Source organism: Actinomadura madurae (genome assembly GCF_900115095.1).
GTDB classification, from domain to species: Bacteria; Actinomycetota; Actinomycetes; order Streptosporangiales; family Streptosporangiaceae; genus Spirillospora; species Spirillospora madurae.
The window spans coordinates 294,286-313,591 of record NZ_FOVH01000012.1 but is presented as its reverse complement, the minus strand read 5'-3'; the positions used below and the strand labels follow the sequence as shown (position 1 = coordinate 313,591).

Genomic DNA, 19,306 nt, shown 5'->3' with positions numbered 1-19,306 from the left:
GTCAGATCGCCTCTCGCTTCGGGACGACGAACACCACCGCGACGGGGAAGGAGTGCGGTTCGGGACTCGCGTAGCGGGCCTCGATCTGCTGGAGTTCGAGGGCCTTCTCGTCCTCTAGGCGTTGCAGGCGGTCCTCCCAGGATTTGCGGTCGTTCTGGTACTGGCGGATCTCGTCGCGGCTGCGCGTCTCGATCACCGAGAACAGGGTGTCCTCCTCGTCGCCCTTGGCGAGCTGGCCGCGGAGCGTGGCGGCGAACTGGTCGATGTTCGCGGTGATGCGGCGAGACTCGGCCTCGCGGCGCTGGTCGAGGCGCCGTTTCAAGGACTCCTGGCGGGTGTTCTTCCGCCACTCGATGGCGGATTCGAGGCCGGGCCGCAGCGACTCGAACCGTTCGGCGAGCCGGTTCTGGATGCGCGGGGTCGCGGCCGTGCCGGCGGTGAGGGCGCGGTCGAGGACGCCGCCGAGGCGGGTCAGGTTCTCCAGGCGGCGGAACCGCCCCCCATCGGGGGCCCAGCCGCCCGCGTACAGGACCTCTTCGTGCAGGCGGACGCCGTCCGCGCCGACGAGGACGAAGCGGGAGAACGCGGCGACGAGCGTCGCCTCCAGCTCCGGGTCGTCGCTGGTGACGGCGGTGACCCGGTTCAGGTCGATGCGGTCGTTGGACACGGCGGCGCGCAGCAGCCGGGTCGACATCGCGACGAGCGGGTGCCCGAGGTGGGCGAGGACGACGTCGTCGCGGTCCTTCGCGATCCGCTGGTCGAACGTGACGGGGAGCTGGCGGGGCGGCTGGCCGTCCTTCGGCAGCTTCTCCAGCAGGCCGGCGGACGCGCGCTCCCACGAGCCGGTGAGAACGGGAACGTCGTAGACGCCGTCGTCGGGGTCGACGGCCTTCTGGAGCGGCTGCTGCCGGGCGAGTTCGAGGGCGGTGTCGACGACGCGCTTGATGCCGGGCGGGGTGATGCGCAGCTCGCGGACCGTCTCGTCCAGGTTCTCGCGGAGCTTGCGGACCTGGCCGCCGACGTCGGACTCGGACGGGACGTTGTCCTTCTTCGTGGCCCTCGCCGTCTCGGCGTCCACGTCGACTCGCTCTCCGAGGAGGCGGCGCTGGACGGCGTCGGCGAGGACGGCGTTGACGGAGCCGAGGTCCTCCTGCATCTGCGCGACCTTCACGGCGACGCGGGACAGGAACTCCAGGTCGGCCTCGTAGGAGTCGACGGCCTTGTCCCATCCGGTGCCGACGAAATGGCGGATCTCGGGTACCTCGGTCTGGCCGTACCGGTCGATGCGGCCGATGCGCTGTTCCAGCTTGTTCGGATTGAACGGGATGTCGTAGTTGACGAGCCGGTGGCAGTGGTTCTGCAGGTCGATGCCCTCGCTGGCGGCGTCGGTGGCGAGCAGGATGCGGACGGGATGCTCGTCCGGCGCCTTCTGGAAGGCGAGCCGTAGCCTCTCCCGCTCGTGGGCGTTCATGGAGCCGTCGAGTTCGGCCACGCGGTCACCGCCGAAGCCCTGGGCGCGGAGCAGGTCGCGGAGCCAGTCCTTGGTGTCGCGGTACTCGGTGAAGACGATGACGCGCTCGTTCGTCCAGTCGCGGTCGGGGCGGCAGACGGACGTCAGGTAGTCGATGAGTTTGAGGGCCTTCGCGTCAGGCTGCGCCTCATGCGCCGCCGCCCAGTCGTACATGCGCTGGAGGAGGGCCAGCTCCTCGTCGCGGGACTCCACGAGCGGTGTGGTGAGGGTCAGGGCGTCGGACTCGGCCTCGTCCAGGGACTCGTCGTCGAGTGTGGCGACGTCGTCGAAGAAGCCCTCCAGCCATTCGTCCTCGGGCGGGAGGATGTGGCGTCCCTTCGACTTCAGCGTCTCCATGTAGGCGGCGACGGTGTGCGCGAACGCGGCGGGGCTGGAGAACAGGCGCTTCTTCAGCAGCAGGGTCACCAGGTCGGCGGCGCGGCGCCCGCGGGTCTTGTTGAGGCGCCGGCGGCGGATCTGCGCGAACTCCCGCAGCAGCTTGTGGATCTCGCGCTCGTCGTCCGGGTAGACGACGGGGATCTCGCGGGCGTCGCGCGCCTTGAACCGCGGGTTGCCGTTGTCGATGATCTGGCGCTTGAGGCGGCGGACGACCGTGTCCTTGACGGCGGAGTCCTCGGCCGGGACGCCGCGGGCGAAGCGCTGGTCGTCCAGGATCTCCAGGAGCGCGGTGAAGCTCGCCTGGTAGCCGTTGTGCGGGGTCGCGGACAGGAACAGGCGGTGGGTGAAGTGCTGCGCCAGCCTCCGGATGAGCTTCGTCTGTTGGGAGTCGACCGCGTAGATCTGTTTGGGCGCGGCCGGGGCGACGTGGTGCGCCTCGTCCAGGATGAGGAGGTCGAACGTGCGCGGGTAGGTCGGGCCGTCGGCGGGGAGGACCTCGTCGAGGAGGCGCTGCGCCTTGGCGCCGCGCAGCCACGGGAGCGACACGATCGCATGCGGGTACACCTCGAACGGGTTCGCGGCGCTGCCGTGCGTCCGGCGGACCCTGGCACATTCCTCGGAGTCGATGACGGTGAAGTCGAGGCCGAACTTCTCGGCCATCTCGTCCCGCCACTTCACCGTCAGGCCGGCCGGGCAGACAATGAGGATCTTGCGTCCGCGCTGGCGGAGGAGGAGTTCCTGCGCGACCAGGCCCGCCTCGATCGTCTTGCCGAGGCCGACGTCGTCGGCGAGGAGAAGGTTGACGCGGGGGGCGTCGAGGGCGCGGGCGACGGGTTCGAGCTGGTAGTCCTCGATGGCGACGCCGGAGCGGAACGGCGCCTGGAGCGTCTTGACGTCGGCGGACGCGACGGCGCCCCATCGGACCGCGTCGAGGAAGGCCGCGAGACGGTCGGGTGAGTCGAACTTGCCCTGGCCCACCTCGGGAAGGGAACCGGACGGGAGGGTGCGGCGGCCCGGCTCGACCTCCCAGATGACGGAGAGCGTGTCGCCGTAGCGGCCGTCTTCGACGGACTGCAGGGTGACGAGCGTGCTCTCCTGCTGCTCGTCCACGGTGCTCACGACCCAGCGCTGGCCACGCACCTGCACAAGGGCACCGGGAACGGGACGCTCATCGGTCACTGTCGCCGCCAACAGTTCTCCTCATCGAGATTGTCCGCCGGTTTGAGCTGCGCACACTTCGTAGCACAGAGTTCGCGGGGAACGCCGCCCGGCGACCCGATCCGGCCGGGAGGGTCAACCGACCCTACGATATCCCTCGATATCCCATCAACGGATAGGTTGTCCGTGTACTTCATACACGATTGACCGGAGTCGGTCAGAGTCACGTCCACTACGACGGGCAGTCCTTCGATCTGCGGCCCTCCACCGGAGAGATGTTCTGCTCGGCGCACGGTGGGGACGCGATCCACCACGACAGGGACTGCAGGCACATCACCGACAGTCCAGTCAATGTCCTGGCGGCGCTGTCTCCCGGGCGGGGCGGGATGCGGTGTTCAGCGGGTTGAGGGAGGTGGTGGGGTCTTCGTGTTTGGTGGGTAGAGGTGGACGGTCACGTGCAGGGGGGCGAGTGTCGTTGTGATTAGGGGGCGGACGGTCGTCCAGGCGAGGCCGCCGTGGCCGCAGCCCAGGGGTGGGATGGCCACGCTGGTGATGTGTCGCTCGTCCAGGAGGCAGGCCAGGGCCTCCAGGCCGGTTCCTATGTCTTCGAGGCGCGATTTGCTTCGCCAGTGTCGTTTGGTGGGGAAGTTGAGGATCCAGCGGTCGTCCACTGGGACGCAGAGGATCTCTCCCGGGTGCAGGCGGCCTTCGGCGCACGCTTTGGCGTAGGCGGTGAAGTTGTCGGGGTAGGCGCGTTTGAACTGGAGCGCGAGGCCCTTTCCCATGACGCCCGCCGTGTTGACGGGGTTGACGAGCGCCTGCGCGTCGTCCCGCAGGAGGTCTCCCGTCCTCTCGACGATCAACGGATCCCCCGATCGAGTGGTGTCCACGCTGACGGAGCGTAGCGATGGCCTCCGACATCGCATGATCGGGTCAAGATCGGTAACGTGCCGGGATGGTTGAAGTGAGTCCTCGACATGTGCTGTGCGTGCTCGGGTCCGGGCTGGACCTTTCGGAGGTCGAGCGGGTCGCGTCCGGGTTCGGCGGGTTCGTGCTCGACCGCGAGTACTCCGAGTCCGAACCCGATCCTCGGATGCCGGAGGCGTTCGAGGCGTGCATGGCCGCGGCCTCGTTCGACGACGCGGACTGGGCGGCCGTGGAGTCCCACGACACCGTCGCGTACTTGCTGTCCATGCCGATGATGCGAGAAATGGCGGCCGACACCTCGCGGCGGCTGCTGGCGGCAACGGCCGCGCTGCTGGAGTCGGGTGCCACCGCCGTGAAGAACGAGAGCAGCGGCATCGCGCACGGCCGGGAGCGCTGGCTCGCGCTGGCCGAACGAGCGTCCGGCGCCGAGGCGGAGGATCTGGCCGACGCGCTCATCACCGCCTGGGTGAAGCGGCCGATCTCCGATGGGAAGGTGCTCTACAGCTGTGGCATGCACCTTCTGGGCGCGCCGGACGTGGAGATCGAGGCCGAGGCGTCGCAGCTGACCAGGGATGAGCTGGCCGATCTGGTCGTGCATCTGGACACGCTGGCGATCTACCTGCTCACCGACCCGCGCGCGGAGGAGATCGAGGACGGCGCCGGTTTCCGGCTGACCGAGGACTCTCCGCGCTGGGTCCTCCGCACCGGCGCGTGCGACCGCTATGACGAGGACGACTTCTTCTACAACCCCTACGGCTACGTCCGGCTGACCCGGCACGGCTAGACATGGGCTACTGGATGTGGCTGAGCAGGTACGACGGTGCCGAGGTCGCGGCCGTGCTCGACCATCCGCATGGTTTGGACGCGGGGCTGAAGCGGCTGCGGGACGTCTGGGAAGACCTGCCGAACGATGCCGGATACGACCCGTCCGGTTCCCTGTGCAAGATTGAGGAGGTGGACACGCACCGGACGTGGGAGGCCCTCCACGTCCTGCTTACCGGCCTCTCTGACGAGCGCCTGGAGCACGACCTTGGAGACCCTCCCGCCGCCGACGTAGTACTGGGCGGGCTCGTCATGGGTGAAGGGACGATCTATAGGGTGCCGCGCCTCCTGCGCCCCGACCAGGTGCGCGCCGTTGACGGCTTCCTGCGCGAACTCGATCGCGACGCCTTGATTCGTGAGCGTTACGCGTTCCTGAAAGAAGTGCGGCCCTATTCATTCGAGGGCTGGGGATGGCCGCCGAGCGAGGACATGGTGGAACATGGCGTCCTCGCGACGGTCTTCTCCACCGTCCGCGATTTCTACGCCCGCGCGGCCGCCGATGGCAATGCCGTCATCAAAGAGATCGGTTGATGCCTAGCTTCGCGGCGATGGCGTAGTCGACTTCGACGTTGCGATACGTGACGTTCTTCTCCACCCTGTCGGGGAGGTTGGTGCGGCGGCTTCCGGACGCGGCGTCGGCCTCTTCGGTGAACTCGACCGAGTTCTCGGGGGCGGTCTCGAAGCGGAGTTCGTCGGCTTTCACCTTGGCTGTGAAGAGGATGTCCGCCGTGCGGCGGAGCTCGTCGTCGGGGAACTCGTCACGGGCCATGATCACCCCTTGCTCGAACGGGACCGCTCGGAGATCACTCGGAGCAATGCCCGTCCCAGGTCGCGCACGGAATCCTCGGTCTCGTGGAAGGCGTTGCGAACAGCCGTTTCCTCCTGCTCGCTGACTGGGTTCGCCTCTGTGTCCCTCTTGCCTTCTGATTCGTCCTCCTGGTCAGGGCCGTCACCGGTGACGTCCTCGACCGCCTCGCCCGCCTTGCCGCTGACGTTCTCGACCGCCTCGCCCGCCTTGCCGCTGACGTCCTCAGCCGCCTCGCCTGCCTTGTCGGTGACGTCCTTGCCGGTGGCCTCCGCCGCCCGGCCCGCTCCCTCGGCGGCCTCACCCGCACCCTTGCCGACGTCGCTGACACCCTCGCCCGCGCCCTTGCCAACCTCCTCGGCCGCACGCCCGGCGCCTTGGCCGACGTCGCTGACGCCCTCCCCTACTCCCTCAGCGGCACGTCCGGTGCCTTTGCCGACGTCCTCGACCGCGCCGCCCGCACCCTTGCCGACCTCGCCGACGCCCTCACCAGCGCCCTTGCCCACCTCCTCGGCCGCGCGCCCGGTGCCCTTGCCGACGTCCTGGACGGCGCCACCGGCGCCCTCGCCGACGCTCTCGACCGCGCCGCCCGCACCCTTGCCGACGTCCCGGACCGCACCTCCGGCACCCTCACCGACGCTCTCCACCGCACCCCCAGCGCCTTCGCCGACGCTCTCGACGGCTTCGCCGGCGCCGCGACCGACGTCCTCGACCGCTCCCTTGGCACCCTTGCCGACCTCGCCCACCGCGGTCCCGGTGCCGGCGCCGATGTTGCGGGCGGCCGACTCCACGCCGCGTCCGATGTGCTGGAGGATCTCCGGGTTTCGGTCGAGGGTGGTCAGGACGCGGTCGACGATGAGGGCCACGTTGTCGAGCCGCACTTCGAGCTGGGCCTGCGCCTCGACGCCCTTGATCTCCAGCTTGACCCTGCCGAGGAACACGTCCGCACCCACGTTCAGCTTGAGCAGATCGAGCACTTCGGCGACGAGCGAGACGTGCGCGTCCAGGTTCTCGACTTCGAGGGAGATCTCGTCCACCTTGACGAGCGGTACGTCCAGGTAGACGTCCGGCCCTTCACTCGGATGCGGCCGTTTGCCCGGCGTCAAGGTCCTGCCGGTCAGGCCGTTCGACTCGGCGCCGGATCCGTTCCGGTCGCGGTCACGCTCCGGCCTGTCGGACGTGCGGTCGTCGCCCATCGTTCCCCCCGATGCTCCGTCTGCCCCGCCCCATGACTTCCCGGATCCGCGGGTGAACATGCGGCGCCACCAGCGGAGACGTCAGACCTTGGCGCTCTCGGCCTTCTCCTTCTCCGCCTCCTCGGCCTTCGCGGAGCGGTCCTCGCCGTCCTCGCGAGCCTCGCCGCCCTTGTCTTCTTCCTGGTCCTCGCCGGCCTGACCGCGCTCGCCCTCCTCGGGCTCCTGGCCTTCCTCGCGCTCCTGGCCTTCCTCGCGCGCCTTGGCCTCCTCTTCCTCCTTGAGGGCATCCTCGTGGGTCTTGACCACCTCGCCGTCGCGGATCTCGCCGCGCCAGCCCTCGACCTCCTCCTGCTTCAGCAGCGTCTGCGTCATCATGTGGCGCTTGATGTGCTTGAAATCGAGGCGGAGCCGGCGGCCCTGGGCGCGCCAGAGGTTCGCGGTCTTCTCGAAGAAGCCGTCCGGGTGGTACTCGGCCACCAGCAGGATCCGCGTCATGGTGGGCGCGAGCTCGTGGAACGTCACGGCACCGTCGACATAGCCCTTGGGGCCCTTGGACCTCCAGACGATCCGCTCGTCGGGCACCTGTTCCATGATCGTCGATTCCCAGGTGCGGTGGGACAGGAAGATCTGCGCCCGCCAGTTGAGCTTCTCGTCGGACTCCTGCTCGACGCTCTCCACCTTCTTGGTGAAGCTCGGATAGTCGGCGAACTGCGTCCACTGGTCGTAGGCGACGCGCCGCGGCAGCCCCACATCGAACTGCTCGATGATGTTGGTGACCTTCAGCTTGCCGCCGCCACCGCCCTTGCCTCCGCCGCCCTTGCCACTCACGGCCTCCTTCACCTTCTCCTTCGCGCCGGCCGCGCCCGCGCTGAGGCCCGCCTTGACCGGTGACTCGCCTTCGGCGAGTTTCTTCACACCGGCGGCCGCCGCCTTCTTCCCGGCTCCCCCGCCTTCCGCGGCGTCGTTCAACCGCTCGGTCAGACCCGCGATCCTGCCGCCGGCCTGCTCCAGCGTCCGCACCATGAGCGCCTGGACGAACTCCCGGCCGACCTTCTTGAGCTCCTCGACCGGAAGGTCCTGGGCCGCCTTGCCGCCGTTGCCTCCGTTGCCCGTTTCCGTCATGATCAGCACTTCGCTCTCTAGGCCGTTGTCCCCGACTCCCGGGACATAGCCCGACAGACTGCAACAAAACGACGGAAACGTCACTGACCAGCAAAAACGAAAGATCTACCGGCCGTATACCCGGCCCGTTCAGATCTCGAGGGCGCCCCGGGGGTGTCCGCGCTCCCGGCCGCACGGGGTCAGGGCCACGACGCCATGTCCCTGGACGTCCGTCTCCGGCCCCAGTGCGGACGGGTCGACCGAGGCGCGGGCGGCGACGGTCGTCGCGTGAGCGTCGTCGGGAATGCCAAGGTCCTTCTTGACCTGGAGATAGCGGGCCAGGAAGGCGTCACTGTCGTTGATGTCGACGCCGTCGAAGGCATCGTCGGGGAAGGCGTCGATGTGCGGGAGGACATAACCGTCCTCGGCGGGGTGGGAACCGATCTGGTCTTCCGGCTCCTCGATGTCGTAGTAGCGGACGATCTCGCCCTTCTCTGCGACACACCAGGCGGTCCAGCTGTCTCCGCAGCTCGCGCCGTACCAGTGAGCCGTACCGAAACGGAGGCTCAGCTCACGGCAGTGGCTCTGAACGGCGGCGGCATCGACTTCCTCGTCGTGATAGTCGAAGGGGTCCCCGAACAAAAGCGTCCAGCCATCCACCCGCGGGGTCACGTACACCCGGCGGCACGAGCGGTGCTCACCGGAGAAGGCGTGGTGGTCGTGGTTCCACGCGGAAGCGCCCAGCCGCATCGTGACGGGCTCGGGATCGGAGAGGCCGAACGCGTCCAGGACGGCAGGCTGATCAACGGTGGGGACGGCGTACCAGGTGCCGCACAAATGCATCGGCTCAGGCGTCTCGGTCGCGAGCTTCACCCGGATCAGACGCCGGATGAGCGCCCGGTCGCGGTCGCCCAGGGCGGCAGGACCACCGACCGCGACAAGGGCCTCCAACGCACGCCGCCGAAGCCGCCCAGACGAGCGCCGCGCGTCACGCAAGGACGAAAGCGCCCCAGGCCCGATCTCCTGAAGCGCCCAAACGACCCGCCGCCGCACATCCTCATCGGGGTCGTCCAGAAGAGCGATCAGGTCAGGCACGTACGGCAGGGCGGCCGCCCCCTTGAGCTGGAGCACATAGGCCGTGTTATCCCGCACTTTCGGGCTCGGATGCCCCAAACCCGGGACGAACACAGAAAGATCGTCGATCTCAAGCCCGGAATGCGCCCACCCACAACGCCGCGCCACCTCGGCGGAGGAGGCCGTGGCCATGGCCTCGATCAGCGGATCGAGCGCGGGAAGACCGATGCGGCGCAGTACCACCGCACTGGTCACCCAGTCGACCGGCGACCCCTCGTCGCACAGAACGTCCAACACAGGCCGCACAGCCACCTCACCGAGGGCAACGAGAGCATCCCCCGCGGGCTTCTTCTCGCCTCCGGCCAACTGCTCAACCAGCTCCGCAATCTTCACGCCCAAGAGGATTGCACACCCCGCCGACACACCGCCCGCTACCGATGAGGCCCGCCGCCGTACCAGTCGGGGTCTCTGGTCGACTGTTTCCTGGAAGCCGACCAAAGACCCCTGCTGTCAGGCGGTCAACTGTCGAAGCATCTCGGCCGAATCGTGCAGGTTCGTCATCTGCACGAATCGACCGTTACCGACCTTGTAAATGGCGTACTCGACGATCTCGAACGAGGCGCCGGAAGGAGGAACACCGAGCCACTCCTTCGCTGGAGTGCCGGTGTTGATCGCGCGTACGGCGATCCCGTCACGGTCGAACAGCAGCTCCTTGATCTCCCAGTGAATGTCCGGAACGGCTTCGACGATCCCCTTCAGGACCGCGACGACGTCGTCCCGGGTGCCAGGCTCGCCATTCAGCATGACCTGGTCATCGATGAACTCGTCCATGCCGTCGAACTCATGGGCGTTGAGCGCCGCCGCATAGCGCATGTACCAGCTGCGCAGATCCTTCTCGGTCATCGGATCGCCCCTTCTTCTGTACCGCTCTGTCACGGAGCGTCTCCGACCTCCGCAGATTTCGGCACCGATCAGTGCCGAATGGGACTGTAGCACTTCTGCACCGATCGGTGCAGAAGGTAGGGTGGTGCGATGCAGAAGGCACAGCTGGGGCGTCCGCGAGCGTTCGATGCCGAGGCGGCGCTCGAGAAGGCGATGGTGGTCTTCTGGGGGCAGGGCTACGAGGGTGCCAGCCTCGCCGACCTGACCGAGGCCATGGGTATCTCCCGCAAGAGCATGTACGCGGCCTTCGGCAACAAGGAGCAGCTCTTCCGAAAGGTGTTGCAGCGCTACACGGAAGGTCCCGGCGCCTACGTCGTCCAGGCGTTGCGAGCACCCACCGCCCGCGAGGTGGCCGCGGTGTTCCTCGCCGGCTCGGTCCGGGCCAACACCCGGCCCGGATGCCCCACTGGGTGCCTGGGTGTGCAGGGCGCGCTGGCCGTCGGCGAGACCGGGCAGGTCGCGCGCGACATCCTGACCGAGTGGCGCGCCCAGGGCCAGGTGCACCTGCGCGACCGATTCCAGCGGGCCGTCGCGGAGGGCGACCTGCCCGCCGACGCCGACCCGGAACAGATCGCTCGCTACGTCATGACGATCGCGAACGGCATAGCCGTACAGGCGGCGGGTGGCGCGGCATGCGAGGATCTCCAGCGCGTGGCCGACGCCGCTCTGCGGAACTGGCCGCCGGCCTGACGACCGATGCTCGGGCAGGGCATCGAACCGGTAGCCGCCCGCTACCGATGCGGCCCGCTGAACAGCCCCGCCCACCCGCGGGGGCCGGGGCCTATGAGTCGTCAGTCGAGGAGGTCTTCGGCCTTGTCGATGACGGCGGCGCGCTTCACCCAGCGTTCGAGCTGGTCAGTGTCGGTGCAGCCGGTGACACGCTCGCGGAGATCGTCCGAAACCACCAGGCCCCGCGCTTCCAGCATGAGCAGGAGCGCCTTGGCCTCGCCCTTCGCTTCACCCTGTGCCACGCCCTCGGCACGGCCCTCGGCACGGCCCTCGGCACGGTGGGACTTGCCCCAGTCGGCGTTCTCCCTCTTTCCTCCGGTTTTGCTGCCGACTTTGTCGAGTGCGGCGAGCGCACCGCACACGACCGCTTCGACGTCCGGTCCGTTGGCATGGCCCGGTGAGCTCAGGACCGCCAGTTCAGGAAGCGCGCCCGCCATTATGAGCGTTTCGGAATGAGATGTCATGCGGTTTCGAAGACAGAACCGACAATGTTCGAAGCGAGATGCGACTATTTGCTGACATGTAGGGTGCCGTGGGCGCCGGTTTCGGCGTGGCGCATGTCGTGGTCTACGAAGGGGTAGTGGCCGGGGGCGGGGATGACGGCTTCTGCGAAGCCGCCTTGGCCGGGGGCCAGGTCGAGGATTTGGGCACCGCCCGGGTCTCCCTTGCGCAGAAGGTAGGCGCCTTCCTTGTAGACGGTGTCGAACTGGGCTCCGACGATGTGGAATGCCGTGTTCGAGGACGGGCCCGCGTCCACTACCCAGACGCGGACGCGGTCGCCTGCTCGGGCGGTGAGGGGGGCGTGGTCGTAGCCGGCGGCGGTGCCGTTGAACATCCAGGCATCGGGGCGGCCGTCGCGCATCTTGGCGACTTGGGCGGAAGAGCCGGGAGCGCCCAGGTAGAGCTCGCCCTGGACGAGGACGTACTCGCGGTCGGCGCGGGGCAGGTCGGGTGGGTCGATGATGACCGCGCCGTACATGCCGTTGCCCATGTGCTGGAGCATCGGCATCGTCGAGCAGTGGTAGAGCCAGGCGCCCGCGTGTTCGGCGCGGAAGCGGTAGGTGAGGCGCTCTCCTGGCTGGATGGTCCGCATAGGGACGTCCGGGGCGAGGGATCCGGCGTGGAAGTCGATGCCGTGTCCCATGGTCCCGTCGTTGACGAACGTGATGGTGAAAACGTCGCCTACCTTGCCGTGCAGTACCGGGCCTGGGACGGTTCCGCCGAACGTCCACATGCGCTGGCGCACGCCTGGGGCGACCTCCAGTTCCTGTTCTGTGGCGTGCAGGTCGAGGCGGTGTTCCTTGGCGCCTGGGGCGGGCTTGAGCGTGGCGTCGTGGGGGCGCCAGGTCGGGGACATCGGGGTCGTCAGGTCCAAGGGGCCCGACGACATCTGGTGGTTTGCATGCGTCGTCCGGATCTGCATGGTCATGCCTGCGGCACGGTGGCCGGCCACTGTGCACCAGCCGTCGATCGTCCCCTTCACCGAAGGGACCGTCAGCGTCGCTGACCGTCCTTGATCGAGCATCGGGGTCGCCTGGCCGGACGCTAGCCGCAGGTCGTGCTGCATCGTGTCCTTGTTGGTGACGCGCAGGACGAGACGGGTGCCTGGGGCGGCCTCGATCGTCCCGGGGCGGATGCGCATGTCGGCGAGTGTGACGTCCACGACTCGTGTGCCCGATGCCGTGACGGTCTGGGCGGGGCGTTCGCCGCCGGCCGTGACCCCCACCGCCAGCGCGGTAAGGAGGATTCCGGCGGTGATGGCCGCGACGGTCGGTGAGGGACGGTGAGAGCGCAGGATCGTCGCGGCTGCCAGTAGGACGAAGGCGGCCAGCGCGGCGAGGACGATCGTCCAAGCCGCGCGGTTCAGCCACCAGGGCACGGGGGCCGCCAGCAGCGGCACGGCGAGATTGATCGCTGCCGTTCGGAGCTTCCAAGCGCGTTCGATCAGGGATGCGTTGGCCTTCAGCGCCGCCGGGCCGCCGCCCAGGACGACCGGGAGCAGGAAGGTCAGGGCGCCCAGGAGCGTCTGCCCGATGAAGCCGACGAGAACGAGCGGGAGCAGGTCGGACAGGCTCTGCCGGGACGCGTCCACGACCAGCGTGACCGCGAACCAAGCGGTCCCGGCGGCGAGCACCCACGAGGCGGGGGTGTGGGGATGGCGCCGGCGAACCGTCTGGACGAAGGGGACGAGCGCCAGCGCGGCGGCGCCCGCGTAGAGGAAGAGCCCGGCGGCGGCGAGCCATCGGAGTTCGGCGAGCAGGCCGCCGGCGGCGCATCCGAGTCCGGGTACGGCGAGGCGCAGGGACCAGCGTGCGATCCGGCCCGTCCCGTCCGCCACGCGGGTTCGCAGGACGGTCGGCCACAGCGTGAACAGCGTGCCGAGGACCGCCAGCCCGACCCAGCCGAGGATGTTGACCTGCGCGTGCGCGGCGCGCATCGGCTCATGCCATCCGGACGGGGCGCGGCCGGACGCCATCAGCCCGCCCAGCGTCCCGCCGGTGACCAGCGCGGCGCCGGCCCACAGGTACCAGGTGACGACGTGCGCGAACCGTCCGCCGAGGGCGTTCCGGCCGCGCAGCGCCACCACGACGGTGTGTGCGGCGATCACGGCCACGACCGCCCCAGCGCCGCCGACAGCCACCCACGGGAACCCTTCGGAGACGCCGCAGAGAACCGCGATGATGCCCGCGTTCAGCACCGCCAGCCGCGTCATGGGCCACCAGTCCGGGGGCGGCGGTAGGCGCAGGAGCGCGGCGGCGAAGTGTTCCGTCCAGGTCACGATGGCGTTGGTGACCGCGCCCAGCAGGAACAGGTGAAGGAGCAGCCACTGCGGCGCGGGCAGTTCGCGATGGACGAGGGCGGCGGCCACGGTCAGCGCCAGCCAGGCCAGCACCACCCCGTTGGCCACGGCGTGCCACACCGACCGCGAACGGCGCGGGGCCGGGGGCGGGCCCACTGCCGGGCGCACTCCGATGGACGTCATGACGGTTCCCCTCGCGGCAGGTGGGACGCGGCCACGGCGCAGCCGCCGAAGAGCAGGAGCGACACCTCTCCCAGGACGCCGCCGAGGGTCCGCAGGCCGGTGACGGCGGAGACGTCTCCGGCGACGCGGACCAGCAGGGACGCGTGCAGCAGCACGAGAGGCGCGTACAGGACGGGGTGGTACGGCAGCCGCACCCGCAGGACCGCGGGCAGGATCACGGGCGCGTGCCCGAAGACCATCGACATCACGAAGCCGAGGAAGACGGCGTGCAGGGCGGCGTCGTACAGGCCGCCCGACGGCCGTCCGGCGGCGAGCCAGATCGTCCCGGCGACGGCGAGCCACAGGTATCCGGCGAGCAGGCAGGCGGCGGCGTAGCGGGGCAGGCCCGTCGAGCGGACGGTCCGGCGCGCGATGTCGTGCACGGCGAGCCAGCCCGCCAGCACGGCCATCCCCAGGCCGGTGAGCCGCCAGCCCGCGTCCGGCCACAGGGCGGAGGCGGCGGCGCCCGCGCCGATGAGCGCGGCGGCTCCGAGAAGGCCGTCGGACGCGCGGCGCCCGAGGAAGGCGACGCGGGCGAGTTCGAGGCGCTCCCCCGCGATCGTGAGGACGAGGAAGGCGGCGAGCCACGGGACGATCTCCGCGACCGTCCGGCCGCCGATCCACAGCAGACCGCCGGTGTACCAGGCGACGGCGCCGGACGCCTGGACCGCCAGGTCGCGTCCTGTCCGGCGGCCGAGGACGGCGATGTAGACCGCGACGAGCCAGCCGCCCGCTGCGGTGAGGAGCAGCCGCCCGGGGACGGTGAGACCGGCGGCGGTGGTCAGGGCCCCGACGCCCGCGAGCGCCGGGGAGATGTAGGCCCACGGACGTCCGAGGGCGACGGCCCGTTCGAGCGAGATCAGCGTGCCGAGGAAGCCGAGCGCCATCAGCGGGCCGTGCTGCTGCGCGAAGGACGTGCGCGGGATCGGGACGCCGGCGTCCAGCAGGCCCAGCGCCCCCCACAGCCCGGCGATGAGGGAGAGCAGCGCGCCGGCGAGCAGCGGGAACCGGCGCGCCGCCGGGCGGGGTGCGGCCCGGGGGCGGCCGGCTACCCCGACGATCCGATCCTCCATGCCATCGATTATAAATACAAGTACTGTTGTAAAAAATGCCCGGCACCGAGGAGTGCTAATGACCACATCGACCGCGAGCCCGCAGCAGGAGACCGTGCGGGCGATCCTCGACCACCACGAGCGCCTCGGCCGGACGATGGCCGACCACGCGCTCACCGTCTCCCGCGCCGTCGACCAGCTCGCCGCCCCCTACGAGCGGCGTGACCAGCTCGTCGCGTTCTGCCTGGAGGAGGTCCTCCCCCATGCCGAGGCCGAGGAGGGGACCCTCTACGAGGCGGCGGAGGATCTGCCCGGCGCCCGGCTACTGCTTCGTTCGATGCTCCGCGAGCACACCGTCCTGCGCGAGAGGGTCGCCGAACTGGGGGCGGCGCGGACGCCCGGAGAGGCGGTCAGCGTGGCGGCCGCGGTGAACGCCCTGTTCCAGTCCCACCTGGAGAAGGAGAACGATCTGCTCCTGCCCGCCCTGGTGGACGCGGGCGTCGATCTCGGCGCGCTCCTCGCCGGAATGCACGAGATCCTCGGCGGCGGCCAGGAGCCCGCCGGCGGCCATCACTGCACCTGCGGGGGCCATGACGACCCCGGCACGCCGGGCGCCACGGCCGAGGTCACCGAGGACGGCGAACTGGACGTCCGGACGCTCGTCCCGGCACAGCGCCATCAGCAGATCTTCGCCGCGTTCGGGGCGCTCGCGCCGGGGACGGCGTTCGTCCTGGTCAACGACCACGACCCGAAGCCGCTCTACTACCAGTTCGCCGCCGAGCACCCGGGCGGGTTCACCTGGGACTACGAGGAGTCCGGCCCGGAGGTCTGGCGCGTCCGCGTCGGCCGCCCCTGACGGGACCGGAACGCACCTGGCGGTCGCGGCGCGGGCGACCGCCAGGTGTTTTTCACAATCCGGTTTGCGGAAACCCTACGACGGGTCGTAGGCGAGGTTGGGGGCCAGCCAGCGCTCGACCTCGGCCACGGGGAGGTCGCAGCGGCGGGCGTAGTCCTCGATCTGGTCCTTGCCCACGCGACCGACCGTGAAGTACCGGGACTCCGGGTGGGCGAAGATCAGACCGCTGACGCTGGCGGCCGGGGACATCGCGTACGACTCGGTGAGCTTCACGCCGATGCGGCCGGCGTCGAGCAGGTCGAACAGCGTCCGCTTCAGGCTGTGGTCGGGGCTCGCCGGGTAGCCGAGCGCCGGGCGGATGCCGCGGAAGCGCTCGGCGTGCAGGTCCTCCAGGAGGGGGTCGGCGTCCGGCTCGAACCAGGCGCGGCGGGCCTCCAGGTGGACGTACTCGGCGAACGCCTCGGCGAGCCGGTCCGCGAGCGCCTTCACCATGATCGACTTGTAGTCGTCGTTCTCCTCCTCGTACTTCGCGGCGAGGTCCTCGGCGCCGAGGATCGTCACGGCGAAGCCGCCGAGGTGGTCGCCGGACGGGGCGACGTAGTCGGCGAGGCAGCGGTTCGGGCGGCCCTCCGGCTTGGACGTCTGCTGGCGCAGCATCGGGAACCGCGGCCCGTCGTCCAGAAGGATGTCGTCGCCCTCGGAGTGGGCGGGCCAGAAGCCGTAGGCGCCGCTGGCCTCGAACGAGCCGTCCGCGATGATCTGGTCGAGCAGCGCGTTGCCGTCGTCGAACAGCTCGCGGGCGACGGGCTGGTCGAGGATCGCCGGGTACTTGCCCTTCAGCTCCCAGGCCAGGAAGAAGAACTGCCAGTCGATCATCTCGCGGATCGCGGTCAGCTCGGGCCGGACGATCCGGACGCCGGTGAAGTCCGGGACCGGGACGTCGCCGAAGTCGACCCGCTCCTTGTTCGCCCGCGCCCGCTCGATGGTGAGGAGGGGGCGCCGCTGCTTGTTCTCGTGCTGCACGCGGAGCCGCGCCTGCTCCTCGCGGTTCGCGGCGTCCAGCGCGGAGGCGCGGTCCTCGTCGAGCAGGTCGGAGACGACGCCGACGACGCGGGAGGCGTCCAGGACGTGCACGGTAGTCGCGTCGTAGGCGGGCGCGATCTTCACGGCGGTGTGCTGGCGGGACGTGGTGGCGCCGCCGATCAGCAGCGGCAGCCGCATCCCGCGCCGCTCCATCTCGGCGGCGACCGAGACCATCTCGTCCAGCGACGGGGTGATCAGCCCGGACAGCCCGATCGCGTCGGCGTTCTCGGCGATCGCGGTGTCGAGGATCTTCGCGGCGGGCACCATCACGCCGAGGTCGATCACGTCGTAGTTGTTGCAGCCGAGGACGACGCCGACGATGTTCTTGCCGATGTCGTGCACGTCGCCCTTGACCGTCGCGAGGACGACCTTGCCCTGGCCGCGCTCGGTGTGGACGCGGCCGGCCCGCAGCGCCTCCTCCTTCTCCTTCTCCATGAAGGGCTCCAGGTAGGCGACCGACCGCTTCATCGCGCGGGCGCTCTTCACCACCTGCGGGAGGAACATCTTGCCGGAGCCGAACAGGTCGCCGACGACCTTCATGCCGTCCATCAGCGGGCCCTCGATCACGTCGAGGGGGCGGGCGGCCTTCCGCCGGGCCTCCTCGGTGTCCTCCTCGATGAAGTCGACGATGCCGTGGACGAGGGCGTGCGACAGCCGCTGCTCGACCGGCGCGTCCCGCCAGGACAGGTCGACCTCGCGCTTGGTGGCCTCGCCCTTGACGTTCTCCGCGAACGACACGAGCCGGTCGGTCGCGTCGGGGCGGCGGTCGAACAGCACGTCCTCGACCAGTTCGAGCAGGTCGGCCGGGATGTCCTCGTAGACGGCGAGCTGCCCGGCGTTGACGATGCCCATGTCGAGCCCGGCGCGGACGGCGTGGAACAGGAACGCCGAGTGCATCGCCTCGCGGACGACCTCGTTGCCCCGGAACGAGAAGGAGAGGTTGGAGATGCCGCCGCTGGTCCGGGCGCCCGGGCAGCGCTCCTTGATCAGGGGCAGCGCGTCGATGAACGCCTTCGCGTACCCGTTGTGCTCGGAGATGCCGGTCGCGACGGCGAGGACGTTCGGGTCGAACACGATGTCCTCGGCGGGGAACCCGGCCTTCCGCGTGAGCAGGTCGTAGGCGCGGCCGCAGATCTCCACCTTGCGCTCGGTGGTGTCGGCCTGGCCGGTCTCGTCGAAGGCCATGACGACGACGCCGGCGCCGAAGTCGCGGATGCGGCGGGCCTGCTCCAGGAAGGGGCCCTCGCCCTCCTTGAGGCTGATCGAGTTGACGACGCCCTTGCCCTGGACGGTCTTCAGCCCCGCCTCCAGGACGCTCCACCGCGAGCTGTCGACCATGATCGGGATGCGGGCCACCTCGGGCTCGGTCGCGATCAGGTTGAGGAACGTCGTCATCTCCCGCTCGCTGTCGAGCAGGTCGGCGTCCATGTTGACGTCGAGGAGGTTCGCGCCGCCGCGGACCTGCTCCAGCGCCACGTCCACCGCGGCCTGGTGGTCGCCCGCCTCGATCAGCTTGCGGAACCGCTTGGAGCCGGTGACGTTCGTCCGCTCGCCGATCATGATGAAGCCGGTGTCGGCGCCGATCTCGAACGGCTCCAGGCCGCTGAACCGGCTGGCCTTCGCGGGCCGAGCGACCTCGCGGGGCGCCGCCCCGCGGACCGCCTCGGCGATCTTGGCGATGTGCGCGGGGCCGGTCCCACAGCAGCCGCCGACCGCGTTGACCATGCCGGACGCCGCGAACTCGCCGAGCTTGGCGCCCGTCTCGTCCGGCGTCTCGTCGTAGCCGCCGAACGCGTTCGGCAGCCCGGCGTTCGGGTGGGAGGCGGTGTAGGTGCCGGCGATCCGCGCGAGCTCCTCCACGTGGGGGCGGATCTGGTCGGCGCCCAGCGAGCAGTTCACGCCGGCGACGAGCGGCTCGGCGTGCTCGATCGACCGCCAGAACGCCTCGACGGTCTGGCCGGACAGCGTCCGGCCGGACAGGTCGACGATCGTCACCGAGATCCACAGCGGCAGGTGCGGGGCGACCTCGCGGGCGGCGGCGATCGCGGCCTTCGCGTTCAGCGTGTCGAAGATCGTCTCGATCAGCAGCAGGTCGACGCCGCCCTCGGCGAGGCCGGCGATCTGCTCGGCGTAGGTGTCCTTGACCCGGTCGAACGTGACGGCGCGGTAGGCCGGGTCCTCGACCCGCGGGGACAGCGACAGCGTGACGTTCAGCGGGCCGACCGATCCCGCGACGAACCGGTCGCCGTACTCGTCGGCGGCCTGCCGGGCGATCTCGGCGCCGCGCACGTTCATCTCGCGGACGAGGCCCTCCAGGCCGTAGTCGGCCTGGCCGATGCTCGTCGCGGTGAACGTGTTGGTGGTGGTGATGTCGGCGCCGGCGTCGAGGTACTGCCGGTGGACGTCCAGGATCACGTCCGGGCGGGTCAGGTTGAGCAGGTCGGGGTCGCCGGTGACGTCCTTCGGATGGTCACCGGCGATGCGGTCACCGCGGTAGTCCTCCGGGGTCAGGCCCGCGCCCTGGAGCATCGTGCCCCAGGCGCCGTCCAGCACCGCGATCCGCTGCTCAAGAAGCTCACGCAGGTCGTTCTGCCGGTCGTTCATTGTTTCCGAGCACCTCCCAGGTCATA

Annotated in this window: 15 protein-coding genes; 4 read left to right on the top strand and 11 right to left on the bottom strand. The window is 69.8% G+C overall.

What is annotated here, in order from left to right; all coding sequences use genetic code 11:
• Position 1: 1 nt before the first annotated feature.
• Together drmD and BM339_RS30975 are read right to left on the bottom strand one after the other, a co-directional pair.
• Complete coding sequence (gene drmD, locus BM339_RS30980) at positions 2-3,100, bottom strand: DISARM system SNF2-like helicase DrmD (RefSeq protein WP_075023137.1); 3,099 nt, start codon at positions 3,098-3,100, stop codon at positions 2-4.
• 362 nt (positions 3,101-3,462) lie between these two features.
• On the bottom strand, positions 3,463-3,957 hold the full coding sequence (locus tag BM339_RS30975) for a macro domain-containing protein (protein ID WP_218163807.1): 495 nt from the start codon (positions 3,955-3,957) through the stop codon (positions 3,463-3,465).
• Between the two features lie 65 nt (positions 3,958-4,022).
• Here BM339_RS30975 and BM339_RS30970 point away from each other — a divergent pair, with 65 nt between their 5' ends.
• Together BM339_RS30970 and BM339_RS30965 are read left to right on the top strand one after the other, a co-directional pair.
• Positions 4,023-4,778 carry a hypothetical protein gene (locus tag BM339_RS30970; protein ID WP_143118669.1) on the top strand — a complete coding sequence of 252 codons (756 nt, stop codon included), beginning with the start codon at positions 4,023-4,025 and terminating at the stop codon, positions 4,776-4,778.
• 2 nt (positions 4,779-4,780) lie between these two features.
• Positions 4,781-5,347 carry a DUF1877 family protein gene (locus BM339_RS30965; RefSeq protein ID WP_075023134.1) on the top strand — a complete coding sequence of 189 codons (567 nt, stop codon included), beginning with the start codon at positions 4,781-4,783 and terminating at the stop codon, positions 5,345-5,347.
• Here the strand turns inward: BM339_RS30965 and BM339_RS30960 are convergent.
• The 5 genes from BM339_RS30960 to BM339_RS30940 all read right to left on the bottom strand — a co-directional run bounded on the left by BM339_RS30960 (position 5,331) and on the right by BM339_RS30940 (position 9,895).
• Positions 5,331-5,585 (bottom strand): hypothetical protein, encoded by a 255-nt coding sequence (locus BM339_RS30960; RefSeq protein WP_075023177.1) that lies wholly within the window; start codon positions 5,583-5,585, stop codon positions 5,331-5,333. The two genes, BM339_RS30965 and BM339_RS30960, sit on opposite strands and share 17 nt — an antisense overlap.
• 2 nt (positions 5,586-5,587) lie before the next feature.
• Complete coding sequence (locus BM339_RS50195; RefSeq protein ID WP_075023133.1) at positions 5,588-6,817, bottom strand: putative sodium/potassium/calcium exchanger; 1,230 nt, start codon at positions 6,815-6,817, stop codon at positions 5,588-5,590.
• Positions 6,818-6,898: 81 nt separating this feature from the next.
• The gene (locus BM339_RS30950) at positions 6,899-8,023 is read right to left on the bottom strand and encodes an SRPBCC family protein (RefSeq protein WP_256255522.1); all 1,125 of its coding nucleotides are present in this window, start codon (positions 8,021-8,023) and stop codon (positions 6,899-6,901) included.
• A 45-nt stretch (positions 8,024-8,068) separates the two neighbouring features.
• Positions 8,069-9,385, bottom strand: coding sequence for a HEAT repeat domain-containing protein (locus BM339_RS30945; RefSeq protein ID WP_143118668.1), 1,317 nt, complete (start codon positions 9,383-9,385; stop codon positions 8,069-8,071).
• A 117-nt stretch (positions 9,386-9,502) separates the two neighbouring features.
• Positions 9,503-9,895, bottom strand: a complete 393-nt coding sequence (locus tag BM339_RS30940; protein ID WP_021593148.1) for an ester cyclase — start codon at positions 9,893-9,895, stop codon at positions 9,503-9,505.
• Between the two features lie 129 nt (positions 9,896-10,024).
• Between BM339_RS30940 and BM339_RS30935 the strand changes: the two genes are divergently transcribed.
• Positions 10,025-10,624, top strand: coding sequence for a TetR/AcrR family transcriptional regulator (locus BM339_RS30935; RefSeq protein WP_075023130.1), 600 nt, complete (start codon positions 10,025-10,027; stop codon positions 10,622-10,624).
• A gap of 101 nt (positions 10,625-10,725) precedes the next feature.
• On the opposite strand, the gene BM339_RS30930 is transcribed toward BM339_RS30935, so the two are convergent.
• The 3 genes from BM339_RS30930 to BM339_RS30920 form a co-directional block, all read right to left on the bottom strand.
• On the bottom strand, positions 10,726-11,100 hold the full coding sequence (locus BM339_RS30930; RefSeq protein WP_075023129.1) for a hypothetical protein: 375 nt from the start codon (positions 11,098-11,100) through the stop codon (positions 10,726-10,728).
• 71 nt (positions 11,101-11,171) lie between these two features.
• Positions 11,172-13,646, bottom strand: coding sequence for a multicopper oxidase domain-containing protein (locus tag BM339_RS30925; RefSeq protein ID WP_075023128.1), 2,475 nt, complete (start codon positions 13,644-13,646; stop codon positions 11,172-11,174).
• A complete protein-coding gene (locus tag BM339_RS30920; RefSeq protein WP_075023127.1) occupies positions 13,643-14,758 on the bottom strand; it encodes a hypothetical protein in 1,116 nt (371 codons plus the stop codon). Before BM339_RS30920 ends, BM339_RS30925 begins: the two co-directional genes overlap by 4 nt.
• Positions 14,759-14,816: 58 nt before the next feature.
• Here BM339_RS30920 and BM339_RS30915 point away from each other — a divergent pair, with 58 nt between their 5' ends.
• Entirely contained in the window at positions 14,817-15,593 is a 777-nt protein-coding gene (locus BM339_RS30915) for a DUF2249 domain-containing protein (RefSeq protein ID WP_075023126.1), read from the top strand.
• Positions 15,594-15,668: 75 nt separating this feature from the next.
• Here the strand turns inward: BM339_RS30915 and metH are convergent, their stop codons facing one another.
• Positions 15,669-19,280, bottom strand: a complete 3,612-nt coding sequence (gene metH / locus BM339_RS30910; protein ID WP_075023125.1) for a methionine synthase — start codon at positions 19,278-19,280, stop codon at positions 15,669-15,671.
• Between the last annotated feature and the right edge of the window lie 26 nt (positions 19,281-19,306).

Excerpts from the sequence above, each read along its gene's own strand:
- BM339_RS30970 (WP_143118669.1), top strand. The coding sequence starts at position 4,023 with ATGGTTGAAGTGAGTCCTCGACATGTGCTGTGCGTGCTCGGGTCCGGG.
- BM339_RS30965 (WP_075023134.1), top strand. The coding sequence starts at position 4,781 with ATGGGCTACTGGATGTGGCTGAGCAGGTACGACGGTGCCGAGGTCGCG.
- BM339_RS30960 (WP_075023177.1), bottom strand. The coding sequence starts at position 5,585 with ATGGCCCGTGACGAGTTCCCCGACGACGAGCTCCGCCGCACGGCGGAC.
- BM339_RS50195 (WP_075023133.1), bottom strand. The coding sequence starts at position 6,817 with ATGGGCGACGACCGCACGTCCGACAGGCCGGAGCGTGACCGCGACCGG.
- BM339_RS30940 (WP_021593148.1), bottom strand. The coding sequence starts at position 9,895 with ATGACCGAGAAGGATCTGCGCAGCTGGTACATGCGCTATGCGGCGGCG.
- BM339_RS30935 (WP_075023130.1), top strand. The coding sequence starts at position 10,025 with ATGCAGAAGGCACAGCTGGGGCGTCCGCGAGCGTTCGATGCCGAGGCG.
- BM339_RS30930 (WP_075023129.1), bottom strand. The coding sequence starts at position 11,100 with ATGGCGGGCGCGCTTCCTGAACTGGCGGTCCTGAGCTCACCGGGCCAT.
- BM339_RS30925 (WP_075023128.1), bottom strand. The coding sequence starts at position 13,646 with ATGACGTCCATCGGAGTGCGCCCGGCAGTGGGCCCGCCCCCGGCCCCG.
- BM339_RS30920 (WP_075023127.1), bottom strand. The coding sequence starts at position 14,758 with ATGGAGGATCGGATCGTCGGGGTAGCCGGCCGCCCCCGGGCCGCACCC.
- BM339_RS30915 (WP_075023126.1), top strand. The coding sequence starts at position 14,817 with ATGACCACATCGACCGCGAGCCCGCAGCAGGAGACCGTGCGGGCGATC.
- metH (WP_075023125.1), bottom strand. The coding sequence starts at position 19,280 with ATGAACGACCGGCAGAACGACCTGCGTGAGCTTCTTGAGCAGCGGATC.